Below are 14,712 nucleotides of genomic sequence, written 5' to 3'. Positions count from 1 at the left end.
CACCTCCGTCGCGTGCCAGGGTCTCCCACGCGGCACATCTCCATAACTGTGTATCGGCGTAGCGCAGCTCCGGGCGACCGGATTCTGCTGTACATCATCGGCGATGGGTGTGCGCGGACGGAAGCCCCCGCCACCCGCGGGTCTCCACTATGGACAACGCATCCTGTCAAAATCGCTCCACATTACGCAGCAAGATCAGGCTACTTGGCCTTCGCCGCCCTTTTGGCCTCTTGCTTGGTTGCCCTGACCTTGCCCAGGCTCTCCGGGTCGGTGACGTCGGCCACCGACCTGTGGGAACCCTCCTCGCCGTAAAGTCCGGCCGCCTCGCGCCAGCCGGGTGGCCGCACGCCGAGCTGCTTGCCGAGCAGGGCCAGAAAAATCTGTGCCTTCTGCTTGCCGTAGCCCGGAAGATCTTGCAGTCGCTTGAGCAAGTCCTTGCCGTCCGCGGCGTCGGCCCAGATCCGCTCGGGCTCGCCCTCGTAGCGTTCCACGAGGTAGGCGGCGAGCTGCTGGACGCGGCCGGCCATCGCCTTCGGATAGCGGTGCACGGCGGGTTTCTCGGCCAGCAGCGCGGCGAACGCCTCGGGGTCGTAGGAGGCGATCTCCCCGGCCGTGAGGTCGTGCCCGAGCCGCTCCGAGATGGTGTGCGGGCCGGTGAACGCCCACTCCATCGGGATCTGCTGATCGAGCAGCATGCCGACGAGCAGGGCGAGCGGGCTGCGGCCGAGCAGCTCGTCGGCCTCCGTCCGCTGGGCGAGCTGGATGCGCATGGCACCAGCTTCGCACGAAAGGGTCTCTCACGTTCGGTGGTCGGCATCGGTGGACCTACAGCTAGGCGAGAACGTCTAGTAAACGTAGGGAACACAGTCGGCCTGGAGGCTTGACACCGGCCCGAGAACAGATGAAATGAGAGCGCAAGTCGCCCGCGTCCGTCTCCGGGGGGTTTGCCCTCGGGCTTGCAGAGGAATCTCACGACTATGCTCGCTCTGGCCACACGCATGCTCAAAGAGCCAGTTAGTCATCGGCTGGCCGAAGAGTTTCTCACCGTGCCTGTCGACACGATCGACCGATGTGTGGCCGATGTGTGCGCCTGCGCGGAGCACCTCGGCATCGAGGCGACTCCCCAGATCGTGGAGCGCATCGCGCGCGAGCACCTGCTCGCCATCGTGAACTCCGCGCCCCCGCCCCGTAGCGCCCGATAACATCGGGGTCACCAGGCTGCGTGAAACGCGCCGTTTGTGCCTGGAATGCGAGAGAGTGAGGGCGTGCGCCGACATCGAACCGATCCTGATGAAGTCTTCCAGGAGATGCTGCAGGCGGCGCGCGAACTTCTCGCCGTACGGACGCCGCTCGACGCGGAGCTGATGGTCTCCGACATGATCGGCGCCTGGTGGGGAAAGCGCGTCAAGGGCGGCGACGTCGAGCAGGTGCTCGGCGAGGGGCTGGTCGACTACGCGGCCAAGGCCGGCACGCCCGCCTCGCTGACGTTGCTCATCTGCCTGGCCTACCTCGGCACCGCGCGTCAGGGCGCCAAGGCCGAGGGCGCGGCGCTGGCGATGATGGAGGGCGGCGTGGCCAGGCCCGGCTGGGCCGACCGGGTGGGCGCGGTCAAGCCCACCGGCTGTTACGTCTCCCGCGACGCCTACGGCGACCAGGACACCGTGATCTGCACCTTCGCCTACCGGTGGGGCGAGGCCGCCGCCGACCGCCCTCAGGACCGGCACGCGCTGGTCATGGTCGTCGACCACAACATGAACGGCATGGCACGCGACGCCTGGGTCTCCTCCCACGTGGAGAAGCTCCTGGACCAGGCCAGGGCCGAGGCGGAGGCCGACCCGATGCTGCTGTTCGAGGAGATCGAGCCGCAGCAGGCGCGGGCGCTGCTGGAGTCGGCGATGAAGGCCACCGGCGGAGCGCAGGAGCTCGACGGGAGAGAGCGAGGCACGAGCCAGCGAGCGGCGAAGCGGGCGCGACCATCACACACCGTGCCCAAGACGCCGCCGCCGGTCAGCGACAGCTACAGCGCCTACCACGCCTTCGCCCGCTCCCGGCTGAAGGCGCTGCCGCCCGGCCGCAAGCGCCCGGCGCCGCTGCACATCGAGGCGCCCTACAGCCGCGAACGGCGGGCCATGCTGGCCGCGGAGTTCCTGTCCTCCGACGCCGCCGAGCACCTGTCGGACCCGTCGGCGGCCTCGCGCTGCGCCGACCACATCATCGACTACGGCTGCGAGCGGGACTTCAACCGGCCGATGCGGGTCAGCCCGGTCAAGTGCGAGACGTTCCTGCTGGACTGGCTGCCGCGCAAGGTGATGCTGAGCCGGGCCGAGCAGGAGGCGATGCCGCACGTGCTGTCGGCGTGGGTGCGTTTCGCGGCGGGCCGTACCGGACTGCCGGAGCGTGGACTGCGCGCGACGCAGGACGCGGTGTGGGAGGCGACGGCGAAGTTCCCCGAGGCCTACCGCGACCCGACCTCCTTCGGCCTGGACCTGCCGCTGCTGGAGCGGCTGCTGCCGGACGGCGACCTGTCGGCGCTGGCCAGGCGGGTCTTCGCCTTCCCGTTCCTGCAGGGCGTGCACGGTGACATCGACCTCGACAAGCTGGATCCCGCCGACCAGGCCGACCGGCGCACGCTGCTGCGCTTCGACCACGTGGGCGAGATCGACGAGGAGCACCTGGCCTGGCACGAGGAGATCGCGACCAGGCTGTGGGACGGCGACCCGCCGCAACTGTGGGAGGCCGCCCAGCGCCTGCTCGACCTGGGGCACGACCGCCACGACGTGCTGCACGTGCTGATCGAGATCGCCGAGCGCATCGGCGGCGACCCCGAGGAACTCGCCGCCGCCCTCGACGACATCGCCGACATCCCCGACGAGATCTAGAACCATGCCGATGTACTCCTGGCTGGGCCCCGGCCGCTACCTCGCCACCGAGCACACCCAAGGTCCCTGGCACCCGGGCTTCCAGCACATGGGCCCGGTCACCGCCCTGATCGCCTACGAGCTGGGCCGCACCGCGCCGGTGCCGGGGCTGGAGCTGTCCCGGCTGGCCGCCGACGTCTTCGGCCCCGTCCCCGTCGGTGAGCTGGAGGTCAGCGCGGAGGTCATCCGCGACGGCAGGAGGGTGCAGTGCCTGGCCGCCACCGTCCGGGCCGGCGGGCGCGAGTACGTCAGGGCCACCGCCTGGCGCATCCGCGAGAGCGACAGCCCCGAGATCGCCGCCTCGCCGCCGCCGGCACCCGTCCCGGACGAGCCGGGCCCGCCGTCGTGGCTGTCGACCGGTTTCGGGTACGGCAGAGCCATGGACTGGCGCTTCGTCAAGGGCACCCCCATGGAGACCGGCCCCGCGACGGCGTGGATGCGCATGCGCGTCCCCCTGGTGGAAGACGAGCCCACGACCCCGCTCGAACGCCTCCTGGCCGTGGCCGACAGCGGCAACGGGATCAGCCACGCCCTGCCGTTCGAGACGCACATGTTCGTCAACCTGGATCTCACGGTCGCGTTGTTCCGCACGCCCGCCACCGAGTGGATCTGCATGGACGCCGAGACCGTCGTCGGCCCGTCCGGGCGCGGCCTCACCCGATCGGCCCTGTTCGACGAACACGGCGAGGTCGGCGCGGCCACCCAGACGCTCTTCGTCGCGCCACGGTAGAAGATAGGGCCATGGTGATCGACCTCAACGCGGATCTCGGCGAGGGATTCGGCATCTGGCGGCTCGGCGACGACCTGGCGCTGCTCGACATCGTGACCAGCGCCAACGTGGCCTGCGGCTTCCACGCCGGCGACCCCGTGACCATCAGGCGTACCTGCGCCGCCGCCGTCGACCGGGGCGTGTCGATCGGCGCGCAGGTCTCCTATCGCGACCTGGCCCACTTCGGGCGCAGGGAGATGGAGGTCGAGCCGGAAGAACTGTGCGCCGAGGTGCTCTACCAGCTCGCCGCCGTCGACGGCATCGCCCGCGCGATGGGCGGCCGCGTCTCCTACGTCAAGCCCCACGGCGCCCTGTACAACCGCATCTGCCGCGACCCCGGCCAGGCCGCGGCGGTCGTCGACGCGGTGGCCGACTACGACCCCACGCTGCCGATCCTCACGCTGCCCGGCTCCGTCGTCCACGACCTCGCCGCCGCCGAGGGCGTACCCACGATCACCGAGGCCTTCGCCGACCGCGCCTACACGCCGGCGGGCACGCTGGTCCCCCGGCGCGAGCCCGGCGCCGTGATCCACGACCCGGCCGCGGTCTCCGCGCGCGCCGTGCGCATGGCCGTCGACAAGAGCGTCCTGGCCGCCGACGGCACCCAGGTCGCGGTCAGCGCCCGCTCCATCTGCGTCCACGGCGACACCCCTGACGCGGTACGGCTCGCGCAGGCCGTACGCGATCGGCTGCTTGAGGCCGGTGTGGTCCTGCAGGCGTTCGCATGACCGCGGCGGCGCGGTGAGTGGCGCGGTGATCAGGGCGGCAGGTGAGCACGGGCTGCTCGTGGAGACCGGGTCGCTGGAGGTGTCCCACCGGCTGGACGCGCTGCTGCGGGCCGAGCGGCCGGGCTCCGTCGTGGAGATCGTGCCGGGGCCGGAGACCGTGCTCGTCGTCGCGCCGGGCGCCGACCAGCTACGGCTGCGCGAACGGCTGGCGGACCTGGCGCGGGCCGCGGCGGAGCCGCCGTCCGGCGACCGGGCGGACGCGACCCCGGTCGTCGTGGTTCCGGTCGTCTACGACGGCGCCGACCTGGCCGACGTGGCCGGGGAGACCGGGCTGACACCGGCCGAGGTGGTGGCGCGGCACAGCGGGCGGGAGCTGGTGGTGGGGTGGCTGGGGTTCGCGCCCGGGTTCGCCTACCTGACCGGGCTCGACCCGGTGCTCCACGTGTCCAGGCTGGCCACGCCCCGCACGTCGGTTCCGGTGGGCTCGGTGGCCATCGCCGGGCCGCACTCGGCGGTGTACCCGAGTGCCTCGCCCGGCGGGTGGCGGTTGCTGGGGCGTACCGATCTCCGGGTGTGGGACGTGCGGGCCGAGCCGCCGTCGCTGTTCCGGCCCGGCACGCGCGTGCGGTTCGAGCCCGCATGATCGAAGTGATCAAGCCCGGTCCTTACGCGACCGTCCAGGACCTCGGCCGCCCCGGATACGCGCACCTGGGCGTACCGCACTCGGGCGCCGCCGACGCCGCCGCGCTGCGGCTGGCCAACCGGCTGGTGGGCAACCCGGAGGGGCACGCGGGCATCGAGCTGACGTTCGGGGGCGCGCGGCTGGCGTTCCCGGCGGGCGGGTGGATCTCCGTGACCGGCGCGCCCTGCCCGCTGACGGCCCCGCCGCCGGCCGGCGCGGGGATGGGGGCGCCGTTCTGGGTTCCGGCGGGGGGCGAACTGCGGTTCGGGATGCCCGTCAGTGGCCTGCGCACGTACGTGGCCGTCCGGGGCGGGATCGCGGTCGAGCCGGTGCTCGGCAGCCGCTCCACCGACTCTCTGTCCGGCCTCGGGCCCGCCGTGCTGCGGGCCGGGACCGTCCTGCCCGTCGGCCCGGCGGACGGGCTGGCGGAGATCTCGGTCGACGTGGCCCCCCTGCGCGAGCCGGGGGCGGCCGTGCTGCGGGTGGTGCCGGGGCCGCGTGACGACTGGTTCGTGACTGGGGCGCTGAAGGAACTCTGCGGACGGCCCTACCAGGTGAGCCAGGACAGCAACCGGGTCGGCGTACGGCTGAGCGGGCCCGTCCTGGAGCGTGCCCGGCAGGGGGAACTGCCCAGCGAGGGCATGGTGGCGGGGGCCGTCCAGGTGCCGCCGAGCGGCCAGCCGATCATCTTCCTGGCCGATCACCCGCCGACGGGCGGCTACCCGGTGATCGCCGTCCTGTCCGCCGCCGACCTCTCAACCGCCGCCCAACTCCGCCCGGGCGCCACCACCCGCTTCACCCTCCACAAACCCCGAACCTGACCACCTGACCACCTGACCACCTGACCACCTGACCACCGGAAAGGATCGGGCCGGACCACAGGGGGCGCGGCGGCTAGGTCGCACACGGGGTCCACCCGGTCACGGGCAAACCCCAACGCTGCCTGACCTGGGCCGGGCGATCTGGTCGGCGTGGGCCGTGACGGCGGGGACCACGTCCGACGTGAGAAGCGACCCCCACGATCGGCGCCCGCCGACGACGGCGGGTGGCGTGGGGGCGGCTCGCCGTAACGAAAAAGAAAGCGCCCGAACGAAAGAGAGAGAGCTAGAGAGACACGACGCCACGAACGCAGGTGACGCAGGCGCCGCCGACCCAGATGACATCCGCCTCGGTGGAGATGTGAACGCGGCCGGCGCGGCCCAGGGCGGTGCCCTGGGAGGCCGTGTAGGGGGCGGTGGCGCGGCCGGTGCGCAGGAGCCAGCGGGCCAGGGACGCGTTCAGGCTGCCCGTGACCGGGTCCTCCGCCGTGGCGCCGTGCAGGGGGAAGAACGCGCGCACCTCGAACGCCTGCGGCGACCCCTCCGGGTACGGCCCCGCCACCCCGATGTCCAGGTCCACGACGCCGGGCCGCACCTCCAGCACCTCCCGCGCGCTGCCCAGCAGCACCGCCACCCACCCGGGCCCGTTGTCGGCCCACTGCGCGTCCACGATCGCGGTGCGGTCGATGCGGAGCGTCTCGGCCAGGCGTTCGATCAGTTCTTCCTCCACCGGCCCCTCGCGTAGCAGCGGCGGCGCGGCGAAGGCCAGCCCGCCGGCGGTGCGCCGCACGTCGACCAGGCCCGCGCCGCACTCCTGCACGATCGTGTCCCCGCCGGCGGGCTTGCCCCCGGCCTCCAGCCAGGCGTGGCAGGTGCCGAGCGTGGGGTGGCCGGCGAACGGCAGTTCGGTGGTGGGGGTGAAGATCCGGACCCGGTAGTCGGCCTCGGGGGTGGTGGGCGGCAGGACGAACGTGGTCTCTGACAGGTTCGTCCAGTGGGCGAAGCGCCGCATGTCCTCGGTGCTCAGCCCGTCGCCGTCGAGGACCACGGCCAGCGGGTTGCCTCGGTAGGCGGTGTCGGTGAAAACGTCGACCTGCGCGAAGTCTCGGGTCATGACTCCAGTGTCACAGCTCGGCCAGCAGCGCCCGCATCCCGGTCACCGCTTCGGCGAGCGGGCCCGCGGGGACGTCCTCGAACAGTTCCACCTTCATGTCCTTGGGCTCCCACACCCCGGCCACCCGGCCCTGGTGGACCACCACGGGCGAGATCCAGCCCGCCGCACGGCTGACCTTGGGCTTGACCGCGGGCGGGACGAGCGCCGCCAGGTTCCGGGGCGCGGCGAGGATGTACTGGTCGAAGCCTGGCAGCAGGTGGACCTCCTCCGACGGCCGGGTGGCGGCCAGGTCGTCCAGGTGCTCGGTGAGGGCCTGCAGGGGTTCGCCGTCCACGTCGATCTCGGTCAGCTCGGGCGCCAGGTCGCGGAACCAGCCCTTCAGCACCGACTTCTTCGCGACGCCGCCGAACAGCCACCTGTCGAACGTCTCCGGCGAGGCCGGTCCGTGGGCGCCCAGGTAGTCGCGCAGGACGCGGACGCCGGCCTCTTCCTGGGGCGGCGGTTCGGCGGGCCAGGACGGCAGCCAGTCGCGCGGCGTGGTGAAGGTGACCTTGCCGTCGCGGGGCGGGCCGTAGCACAGCTCGCCCAGCCTGCTCAGGGGTTTCAGCAGCGCGCCCCATCCCGAGGTGAGCGCCTCGCGCAGGTGGGCGTCGCCGGTGCCGGCCACGACGGCGTCGACCAGTTCCTCGCGGGTCAGCGGGGTCTGGCCGCCCAGCGCCTTCGGGACCGCCTCGACGATCGCCGTGATCTCGGCCGCGCTCACGCCGTGGCCGCGCTGCCACACGCCCTTCTCCCAAAACCGCAGCGTGGCCAGGGCGGCGCAGTAGTCGGGCAGCCGGTCGCCCGGCACCAGGTGCAGGGTGCCGCGCATCACCCAGGTCTTGGCCAGCGTGCGCTCCTGCCACAGGGCCCGGTCGACGGCGCCGGGGTCGGGGCGCGCGCTGCGTACCGCGACCGCCTGCTGGGCCGAGGAGGCCACCTGGGTCTGTATCCCGCACAGGCGCCTGGCCACCGCCACGGGGTCGTCGGCGCCGGGGCCGCTCACGTGCTGGCGCCGCAGCCGCCATGCCAGTACCTGCGACCAGGTCACCGCAACATTCACGTGCCCCTTTCTACACCTGACCCGCCTAGACGCTCATCTTGACTGAAAGTCGCGAGAAGTAGTCAAGGTGTCACAGTGCGGCTACTGGCCCGCCCCCGCGGGCCACGGAGAACATGGCGTCCCTGGCCGCGACGGTGCGGCCGAAAGGAGAGCGACGTGAGCAGAGAACCGATCACCACGGAGACGCGGCGCGAGGTGGAGCGATTGCTGGATTTTTCCGCCCATGTTGGCGGCATCAGCGAGGAGGACGTCCTGGAGGTGCTCAGCGAGCGCGGCATCACCACGCTGCCGGAGTTCGTCGGCCACGCGCTCACCCAGCCTCCGCCCGCCCAGCCCAGCCGGGTGAGCGGCCTGAGCACGCTGCACGGGCCGGCGAGCGACCCCGCCATCGTGCACCGGCCGCCGCGGATGGCCCTGGTGGTGGACGGCGTGGCGTACGACCCGGCCGACATCACGCGCTTCAACGGCCAGCCGCTCACCTTCGCCCTCGACGACACCGGCCCCACCCTGCACGCCTTCACCGACGGCCGGCACCTGCGCGCCGCCGCCTGGGCGGCCGCGCAGACGCGCCCGCGCGTCCAGGCGGCGGCGAGGGAGGTACAGATGTTCGAGCACCACCACTACGGCGGCGACTGGTTCTGGCTGCAGGCCGGCTACTACTGGCCCAACCTCGCCATCAAGCGGCGCGGCGGCTGGCCCACCTCGCCGTCCTGGAACGACACGATCAGCTCCATGAGCACCAACGACTGCCACGTGGCCTACTACGACCACATCGATCTGGGGGGCGCCTCGCTGCACGTCCAGCCGTACCAGGAGATGCGGGAACTCGACAGTCTCGGCTGGAACGACCGCATCTCCTCCGTCATCAACTACGGCTAACCGTCACTTGGTGAAGCCGATGTCCTGGTAGCGCAGGTCGTAGAAGCCGCGGGCGCCCGCGTTGGCGAGGTTGGCCTTGGTCGCCACGTTCTGCGGGCGCTGATACAGCGGCAGCACGTTGACCTCCTGCCAGATCAGCTTGTCGGCCTGGTTCGTCTCGGTCCGCGCCTGTGCGGGGTCGAGCGCGGACCCGGCCTTCTGCATGGCGGCGTCGATGGCCGCCGAGCCGGTCCTGCCAAAGTTGGCGTTCCAGGTCTTGCCGCCGTCGGGCGAGTTCACGTAGATGCCGTAGCTGCTCGACACCGGGTACGGCGTGCCGATGTAGGCGAACGGCGTGATGTCGAAGTTGCCGGGGATGACGTACTTGGTGAAGAAGTCGTCGCTCGGCACCGCCTTCAGCGTGAGCTTGACGCCGATCTGGGCGAGCATGTTCTGGGCCAGCTCGCCCTCCGACTTGCTCAGCTGCACCCCGGTCGGCACGACGAACCGCAGGTCGAGCGGCTTGCCGTCCTTCTGCCTGACATTGCCCACGAGCTTCCACCCGGCGGCGTCCAGCATCTGCTTGGCCTTCTCCGGGTTGTAGACGCCGAGCTCGCCGGCGTTGTCCTGGTAGCCCTCCTGGGTGTTCATGAAGAAGTGGTTGTTCAGCAGCGTGATCGGCCAGTCCAGGCCCTGCAGGTCGGACTGGGCGATGGCCTGCCGGTTGATGCCGAGCTGGATCGCCTGCCGGACGTTGACGTCCTTGAGCGGTTCGCTGGAGCCGTTGAAGGTGAAGTGGCGGAAGTCGGGGCCGGCGGCCTGGCGTACCTCGGCGCCCGAGGTGGACCTGGCGCGGGCGTAGTCGGGGGCGGAGGGGCCGACGTCGGTGATGTCGAGCTCGCCGTTGCCGAACGCGCCGATCAGGGAGTCCTGCTCGGAGGCGCGGTAGATGATCTGGTCGAGCTTGGCCCGGTCGCCCCACCACGTCTCGTCGCGGACGATCGTGATCGTCTTGGCGGTCTGGTCGAAGGCCTTGAACGCGAACGGCCCCGCCGTCACCGGGATCTTGTTGAGCCAGCCGGTGTTGAAGGCCTCGGGCGAGCCGTTGGCGGACTTCGGCAGCAGCGGCCCGAACAGCGACTGCCAGTCGGCGAAGGGCCGGGCGAACGTGACGACCACCTCGTAGTCGTCCTTGCCCTTCCTGACGCTCTCGATGTCCTGGTAACCGGTCGGCGAGACGATCCGGAAGGCGGTGTCGCGGCCGTTGAGCGCCTTCCACTGGGCCGCGTAGTCCTCCCACGTGATCGGGTCGCCGGTGGACCACTTGGCCTTCGGGTTGAGCGTGTAGGTGACCACCTGCTTGGGAGCGCTCTCGGTGATCTTCGCATCGACGAGGTAGTCGGGGTTGACGGAGATCTCGGCCTTCTCGTTCGAGCGGAAGGGCCACGGGAGCAGGGCGTTGCTGACCACGGAGGCCATGAGGAGGTTGCCGTCGACGTGGTTGCGGTTCCACTGCGAGGGAAACTCGTTGAGCCCCCAGCGCAGTGTGCCGCCGTCGCGGACCCGCTCGCGCGGCTGAAGGTTGATGTCGAACGCCTTGACCGCGGCGCCGTCGCCGGACGGTCCGGCGCCGCTGCCGCCCGCCGATCCGCCGCTGCCGCCGCCACCGCAGCCCGCCAGAGCCAGCGAGCCGGTCAGCACGGCGGCGAGGGCGAGACGTGATGCCTTCATGGATGTGACTCCTCGTGGTTCTGTACGACTTCGAGCTTCTCGGCGTAGTGGCAGGCCACGCCGTGGTCGTGGGCCAGCGCGCGTACCTCGGGCTCGCTTTCCACGCACCGGGACCGCTCGCTCTCCGCGAGCGTCCTGAACTTGGGGCAGCGGGTACGGAAGCGGCACCCGGAGGGAGGGTCGGCGGGGCTGGGCAGGTCGCCGTCGAGCAGGATCCGGCGCCGGGTGCGCTCGCGCCGCGGGTCGGGCAGCGGGATCGCCGACAGCAGCGCCTGCGTGTAGGGGTGCATGGGCCCGTCGTAGACGGTGTCCACCTGGCCGATCTCGGCGATCCGGCCCAGGTACATGACGGCCACCCGGTCGGCGATGTAGCGCACGACGGCCAGGTCGTGCGCGACGAACAGGTAGGACAGGCCGAGCCTGGACTTCAGCGCGTCGAGCAGGTTGATCACGCCGGCCTGGATCGAGACGTCGAGCGCGGAGACCGGCTCGTCCAGGACGACCAGCCTGGGTTCGAGCGCCAGCGCGCGGGCGATGCCGATGCGCTGGCGCTGGCCGCCGGAGAAGTCCTGCGGGTAGCGGGCGGCGTGGGACTCGTCGAGGCCGACCAGCCGCAGCAACTCGCGCACCCGCGAGCCGGTGTCGCCGCGCCGGTGGGTGCGCAGCGGCTCGGCCAGGATGTCGTGCACGGTCATCCGCGGGTCGAGCGAGGCCAGCGGGTCCTGGAAGACGACCTGCATGTCGCGCCTGATCGCCATCCGGTCGCCGGCGGCCATGCGCGCGGTGTCCCGGCCGAGCACGACGATCCGGCCGTCCTGCGGCTTGACCAGCTCCAGGATCTCCATCAGCGTCGTCGTCTTGCCGCAGCCGGACTCCCCGACCAGCCCGAGCGTCTCGCCCTGGCGGATGTCGAAGCTGATCCCGGCCACCGCCTGCACGGTGCCGACCCTGCGCTTGAACAACGAGCCCTTCATCAGCGGATACTGCTTGACCAGCCCGTCCACGTGCAGGACCACCTCCTGCGCGCCCCGCCCCCCGCGGACGGCCGCCGCGCCCTGGGCGGCGTGCCGGCCCGGCGGCCTGACCCCGACGTCGGCCCAGCGGATGCAGGCCGCCTCGTGGCCGTGCCCGACCTGGAGCAGCGCCGGTTCGGCCACCGAGCACTCCTCGACCGCCATCGGGCAGCGCGGCTCGAACGGGCAGCCGGGCGGCAGCGCGGCGGGCGAGGGCGGCGCGCCCTCGATGGGCACCAGCGGCTGCCGCGCGCCCCGGTCGACGCGCGGGATCGAACCGAGCAGCCCCACCGTGTACGGCATGCGCATCCGGTAGTAGATGTCGTCCACCGCCCCCACCTCGACCGGCCGCCCCGCGTACATCACCAGCACCCGGTCGGCGAACCCGGCCACCACCCCGAGATCGTGGGTGATCATGACGATCGCGGCGCCGGTCTCCCGCTGGGCCGTCTTCAGCACCTCCAGCACCTGCGCCTGGATGGTGACGTCGAGCGCGGTGGTCGGCTCGTCGCAGATGATCACGTCGGGGTCGTTGGCGATGGCCATGGCGATGACCGCCCGCTGGCGCATGCCGCCGGAGAACTCGTGGGGAAAGCCCAGCGCCCGCTGACCCGGGTTGGGGATGCCGACCAGGTCGAGCAGCTCCACCGCCCGGACCATGGCCTGCTCCTTGGTGACCTTCTGGTGGACGCGCACCGCCTCGGCGATCTGGTCGCCGACGCGGTAGACGGGGGTGAGGGCCGACAGCGGGTCCTGGAAGACCATGGAGATCGTCTTGCCGCGCAGGGCGGTCAGCCGCTTCTCCGGCGCGCCGATGAGCTCCTGGCCCGCGAGCCGGACCGAGCCGGTGACGGTGGCGCTCGGGGGCAGCAGTCCCATGACCGCGGCGGAGGTGACGGACTTGCCGGAGCCGGACTCGCCGACGATGCCGAGGACCTCGCCGGGCCGTACGGCATAGCTGACGCCGCGCACGGCGCGCACGTCGCCGAAGGTGACGTGCAGGTCGCGCACCTCCAGCACCGGCTCCCCCGCGGTCATCGCCGCCCCTTCCGTGCGGCGGACGGGTCGAACGCGTCGCGCAGGGCGTCGCCGATGAGGTTGACGGCCAGCACGGTGACCACCAGCAGCGCGGCCACGAACCAGAACGTCCACGGCGCGTAGACGGCGGTCTTGGCGCCGTCGGCGATGAGCGTGCCGAAGGAGACGTCGGGCGGCTGGATGCCGAAGCCGAAGTACGACAGCGAGGTCTCGGTGAGGATGGCGGCGCTGACGTTGAGCGTGGCGTCGACGATGAGCAGCGACGACAGGTTGGGGATCACGTGCCGGAAGATGATCGTCACGGGCGGGACGCCCATGAAGCGGGCGGCCTGGATGTACTCGCGGTGCTTCAGCGAGATCGTCATCCCCCTGACGATCTTCGAGGTGACCATCCAGAGGAACAGCGCCAGCATGACCACGAACAGCACCCACTGCCCGTCGCCGAACAGCGGCGACATGATCGCCAGGATGAGGAAGGCGGGCAGCACAAGCAGCAGTTCGGTGATCCAGCTCAGCGTGCGGTCGGTCCAGCCGGCGAAGTAGCCGGCGAAGGCGCCGACGATCGCGGCCAGCGCCGTGGACAGCAGCGCCGCCAGCAGACCCACGATCAGCGACTTCTGCATGCCGCGCAGCGTGACCGCGTAGACGTCGGCGCCGGTCTGGAGCGTTCCGAACCAGTGCCGCGAAGAGGGCGGCTGCAGGAAGGCGGTGAAGTCCTTGTCGGTGTAGGTCCACGGGCTGAACAGCGGCCCCACGAAGGCCAGCAGGAACATCAGCGCCAGTACGGCGAAGCCGATCCGCCCCTGCGCGGAACCGAAGAAGCGGCTGCCCACCATCCGCAGCCGCGAGGGCGCGCGCGGCGGCTGCCGGAGCTCTTCGGCGAGCTCCTCCTCCTGCAGGCTCATGCCGTTCTCACCCGCGGGTCGAGGGCGGCGTGGAGCACGTCGGCCGCGAGCGAGGCGGCCAGGACGGCGATGGCGGCGAGGAAGGCGATGGCGGCCACGGTGTTGACGTCGTTGGTGAAGATCGAGTTGATCAGCTGCTCGCCGAGCCCGTGCCAGCCGAAGATCTTCTCGGTGAACGTGGCCCCGGTCAGCAGCGTGCCGAAGGTGAAGGCGAAGTAGGTGACGACGGGGATCAGCGCGGTGCGCAGCGCGTGCCTGGTCAGCGCCTTGCGCCTGCTCAGCCCCTTGGCCACGGCGGTGCGGATGAAGTCGGCGCCGAGCACGTCGAGCATCATGTTGCGCTGGTAGCGGCTGAAGGTGGCGATCAGGCCGAGCGACAGCGAGACCGTCGGCAGGATGAGGTGCTGCAGCCGGTCGAGCACGCCGCCCCAGAACCCGGTGTCGAGGCCGTCGGAGTACTCGCCGCTGACCAGGAAGACCTGGGCGCCGAAGAGGTTCTCGTTGAGCCAGGTGCCGACGAGGATGAGCATGGTGGCCAGCACGACCACGGGGATCGCGAGGACGAGGAACGACATCCCCGTCGAGAGCCGGTCGAACAACCCGTACTGCTTGACCGCCGCGTACGCGCCCACCAGCACGCCGACCAGGCTGCCGCAGATCAGCCCGAGCAGGACCAGCCGGAAGGTGACGCCGGCCCGCCGGGCGAGGTCCTCGTTGACGGAGGTGCCGGTGACGGTCTTGCCGAAGTCGCCGTGGAGCACCCCGGCCGCCCAGGTCGCGTAGCGCTGGATGAGCGGGGTCTTGTCGTTGAGGTTGAGCGCGGTCAACTGGGCGTCGACGACGGCGGGCGGCGGCTTGGGGGTGCGGTCGGCGTAGTTGGAACGCGGGTCGAGCGCGCCGGCCGCCAGCATGTACGCGAGACTCGACGCCACCGCGACCAGCACCAGATAGTTGAGCAGCCTGCGAGCCAGGAACCCCGCCATCCACACCTCCCCTCCGTAGTCATAGTGCTACACCATGTAACGGAGAGGCCGCA

General features: G+C 71.3%; 14 protein-coding genes. 7 read left to right on the top strand and 7 right to left on the bottom strand.

The features are described from left to right. Positions 1-200 precede the first annotated feature (200 nt). Positions 201-770: an HhH-GPD-type base excision DNA repair protein gene (locus ACFWYW_RS03690; protein ID WP_379609490.1), complete on the bottom strand. Its 570-nt coding sequence runs from the start codon at positions 768-770 to the stop codon at positions 201-203. A 276-nt stretch (positions 771-1,046) separates the two neighbouring features. Between ACFWYW_RS03690 and ACFWYW_RS03685 the strand changes: the two genes are divergently transcribed. From ACFWYW_RS03685 to ACFWYW_RS03660, 6 genes are all read left to right on the top strand, one after another. Beyond that, positions 1,047-1,202 carry a hypothetical protein gene (locus ACFWYW_RS03685; RefSeq protein ID WP_379609489.1) on the top strand — a complete coding sequence of 52 codons (156 nt, stop codon included), beginning with the start codon at positions 1,047-1,049 and terminating at the stop codon, positions 1,200-1,202. A 105-nt stretch (positions 1,203-1,307) separates the two neighbouring features. Next, positions 1,308-2,879, top strand: a complete 1,572-nt coding sequence (locus ACFWYW_RS03680) for a hypothetical protein (RefSeq protein ID WP_379609742.1) — start codon at positions 1,308-1,310, stop codon at positions 2,877-2,879. A gap of 10 nt (positions 2,880-2,889) precedes the next feature. Then, complete coding sequence (locus ACFWYW_RS03675) at positions 2,890-3,648, top strand: thioesterase family protein (protein ID WP_379609488.1); 759 nt, start codon at positions 2,890-2,892, stop codon at positions 3,646-3,648. A gap of 11 nt (positions 3,649-3,659) precedes the next feature. Further along, positions 3,660-4,415, top strand: coding sequence for a LamB/YcsF family protein (locus tag ACFWYW_RS03670; RefSeq protein ID WP_379609487.1), 756 nt, complete (start codon positions 3,660-3,662; stop codon positions 4,413-4,415). A 25-nt stretch (positions 4,416-4,440) separates the two neighbouring features. Further along, a complete protein-coding gene (locus tag ACFWYW_RS03665) occupies positions 4,441-5,058 on the top strand; it encodes an allophanate hydrolase subunit 1 (RefSeq protein ID WP_379609486.1) in 618 nt (205 codons plus the stop codon). Continuing rightward, positions 5,055-5,918, top strand: a complete 864-nt coding sequence (locus ACFWYW_RS03660) for a biotin-dependent carboxyltransferase family protein (protein WP_379609485.1) — start codon at positions 5,055-5,057, stop codon at positions 5,916-5,918. The genes ACFWYW_RS03665 and ACFWYW_RS03660 overlap by 4 nt, the downstream gene beginning before the upstream one ends. Positions 5,919-6,201: 283 nt before the next feature. On the opposite strand, the gene ACFWYW_RS03655 is transcribed toward ACFWYW_RS03660, so the two are convergent. Both ACFWYW_RS03655 and ACFWYW_RS03650 read right to left on the bottom strand, forming a co-directional pair. Further along, on the bottom strand, positions 6,202-7,029 hold the full coding sequence (locus ACFWYW_RS03655) for a PhzF family phenazine biosynthesis protein (protein ID WP_379609484.1): 828 nt from the start codon (positions 7,027-7,029) through the stop codon (positions 6,202-6,204). 10 nt (positions 7,030-7,039) lie between these two features. After that, positions 7,040-8,131, bottom strand: a complete 1,092-nt coding sequence (locus ACFWYW_RS03650) for a winged helix DNA-binding domain-containing protein (protein ID WP_379609483.1) — start codon at positions 8,129-8,131, stop codon at positions 7,040-7,042. 156 nt (positions 8,132-8,287) lie between these two features. Between ACFWYW_RS03650 and ACFWYW_RS03645 the strand changes: the two genes are divergently transcribed. Beyond that, a complete protein-coding gene (locus ACFWYW_RS03645; RefSeq protein ID WP_379609482.1) occupies positions 8,288-9,010 on the top strand; it encodes a hypothetical protein in 723 nt (240 codons plus the stop codon). A 3-nt stretch (positions 9,011-9,013) separates the two neighbouring features. Here the strand turns inward: ACFWYW_RS03645 and ACFWYW_RS03640 are convergent, their stop codons facing one another. The 4 genes from ACFWYW_RS03640 to ACFWYW_RS03625 are packed head-to-tail and all read right to left on the bottom strand — an operon-like array spanning position 9,014 to position 14,659. Continuing rightward, positions 9,014-10,720: an ABC transporter family substrate-binding protein gene (locus ACFWYW_RS03640; protein ID WP_379609481.1), complete on the bottom strand. Its 1,707-nt coding sequence runs from the start codon at positions 10,718-10,720 to the stop codon at positions 9,014-9,016. Beyond that, on the bottom strand, positions 10,717-12,771 hold the full coding sequence (locus ACFWYW_RS03635) for a dipeptide ABC transporter ATP-binding protein (protein ID WP_379609480.1): 2,055 nt from the start codon (positions 12,769-12,771) through the stop codon (positions 10,717-10,719). Before ACFWYW_RS03635 ends, ACFWYW_RS03640 begins: the two co-directional genes overlap by 4 nt. Then, the gene (locus tag ACFWYW_RS03630) at positions 12,768-13,676 is read right to left on the bottom strand and encodes an ABC transporter permease (RefSeq protein ID WP_379609479.1); all 909 of its coding nucleotides are present in this window, start codon (positions 13,674-13,676) and stop codon (positions 12,768-12,770) included. Before ACFWYW_RS03630 ends, ACFWYW_RS03635 begins: the two co-directional genes overlap by 4 nt. After that, on the bottom strand, positions 13,673-14,659 hold the full coding sequence (locus ACFWYW_RS03625) for an ABC transporter permease (RefSeq protein WP_379609478.1): 987 nt from the start codon (positions 14,657-14,659) through the stop codon (positions 13,673-13,675). Before ACFWYW_RS03625 ends, ACFWYW_RS03630 begins: the two co-directional genes overlap by 4 nt. Positions 14,660-14,712: the final 53 nt, after the last annotated feature.

The organism is Nonomuraea sp. NPDC059023 (assembly GCF_042740095.1).
Taxonomy (GTDB): Bacteria; Actinomycetota; Actinomycetes; order Streptosporangiales; family Streptosporangiaceae; genus Nonomuraea.
Note: the sequence above shows the minus strand (reverse complement) of the source record. Positions and strands in the feature narration are given on the sequence as shown.